A 1,194-nucleotide genomic window follows, 5' to 3' on the forward strand; every position below is an offset into this window, starting at 1 on the left:
AAAAACAGGTGAGAAAAATTATGAAGTTAGATATAAATATTAATCATTTTTAAAAAGGCACTTGAAAAACATGCAAAATAACGAAACTCAAAATAAAAAATACTTGCACATCTCTTTTGAATATGTTATTCTATATAGGCAGTCAGGAGAGATGTCTACGTAGCTCAGCTGGATAGAGCACACGCCTTCTAAGCGTGCGGTCAGGGGTTCGAATCCCTTCGTGGACGCCATTAAGAAAATAAAGTCTAAGCATATTGATAAATAGTGTTTAGACTTTTTTGTTTACTACTAAGTTTAAATAGACTAGTAATTTTGCTGGTAAATTGTTGTATATACATAAGTAACCAATAAAGAATGAGGTAGTTAATATGGAAAATTTAGATAAATTATTTGAATTAATTATAAAAATTGAAAATGAATTGGAAAATATTAATAAGGGTTGTTTTAATGATGAAATGACTAATTGTGAATGTAACTATATTGTTTTATTAAATGATTGTATAAGACCTCAAGAGTCAAAACATCATTAAATTACAACTTTTTGGATAAACTAATAGCTTTACTTTTTGTATTTTTATTAGATTCTTCACTAATATTTTTATATATATATTTAAATATTATATTTTTAAAATTATCTTCTTTTGAAAAAGGACGATTTTTGAGTTTCGATAAAAAATAAAGAACAGACAAAAAGTTATTCACAACTTGCCTGTTCTTGCTTGTTTTATAAGGGTAATCAGCCTCTAAAATTTATAAGATAAACAAAATTTAGGAAGAATTTTCCATGAACATTTATATGAAGTGAAAAGAGAAATTGTTATTTTTTTCAGGCTTTTTTAGATACCGAAACTCAAAATTATATTAACTTGCATTTTTATTAAATATATGCTAATATATTAAAGCATTAGAAATTAGATGTCTACGTAGCTCAGCTGGATAGAGCACACGCCTTCTAAGCGTGCGGTCAGGGGTTCGAATCCCTTCGTGGACGCCATTAGAAAAACACCCGTTTTATCGGGCTTTTTTATTACAAAAAAGCGTTTTGCAACATTTTTCTGGCACAAAATATCATTTTTTATTGTAAAGTACCACTTTTTGGTATAATAAATTATAAACTTAAACAAATTTTATAACCAAATAAAAAAAAGGATTCTAAATTATCCAACATTGGATAAAAATGTAATCCAGTAAAAA

The 1,194-nt window shown here is 27.0% G+C and carries 1 protein-coding gene and 2 tRNA genes; all 3 read left to right on the top strand.

The annotated features are described in order from the left end of the window. Nucleotides 1-153: 153 nt before the first annotated feature. The 3 genes from BR82_RS0114555 to BR82_RS0114565 all read left to right on the top strand — a co-directional run bounded on the left by BR82_RS0114555 (nt 154) and on the right by BR82_RS0114565 (nt 994). Nucleotides 154-230: transfer RNA gene (locus BR82_RS0114555), tRNA-Arg, on the top strand. 138 nt (nt 231-368) lie between these two features. Continuing rightward, nucleotides 369-530: a hypothetical protein gene (locus BR82_RS17205; protein WP_154659626.1), complete on the top strand. Its 162-nt coding sequence runs from the start codon at nt 369-371 to the stop codon at nt 528-530. Nucleotides 531-917: 387 nt separating this feature from the next. Further along, nucleotides 918-994 (top strand) — tRNA-Arg (locus tag BR82_RS0114565). Nucleotides 995-1,194: the final 200 nt, after the last annotated feature.

It is taken from the genome of Thomasclavelia saccharogumia DSM 17460, assembly GCF_000686665.1.
Classification (GTDB): domain Bacteria; phylum Bacillota_I; class Bacilli_A; order Erysipelotrichales; family Coprobacillaceae; genus Thomasclavelia; species Thomasclavelia saccharogumia.

Excerpts from the sequence above, each read along its gene's own strand:
- BR82_RS17205 (WP_154659626.1), top strand. The coding sequence starts at position 369 with ATGGAAAATTTAGATAAATTATTTGAATTAATTATAAAAATTGAAAAT.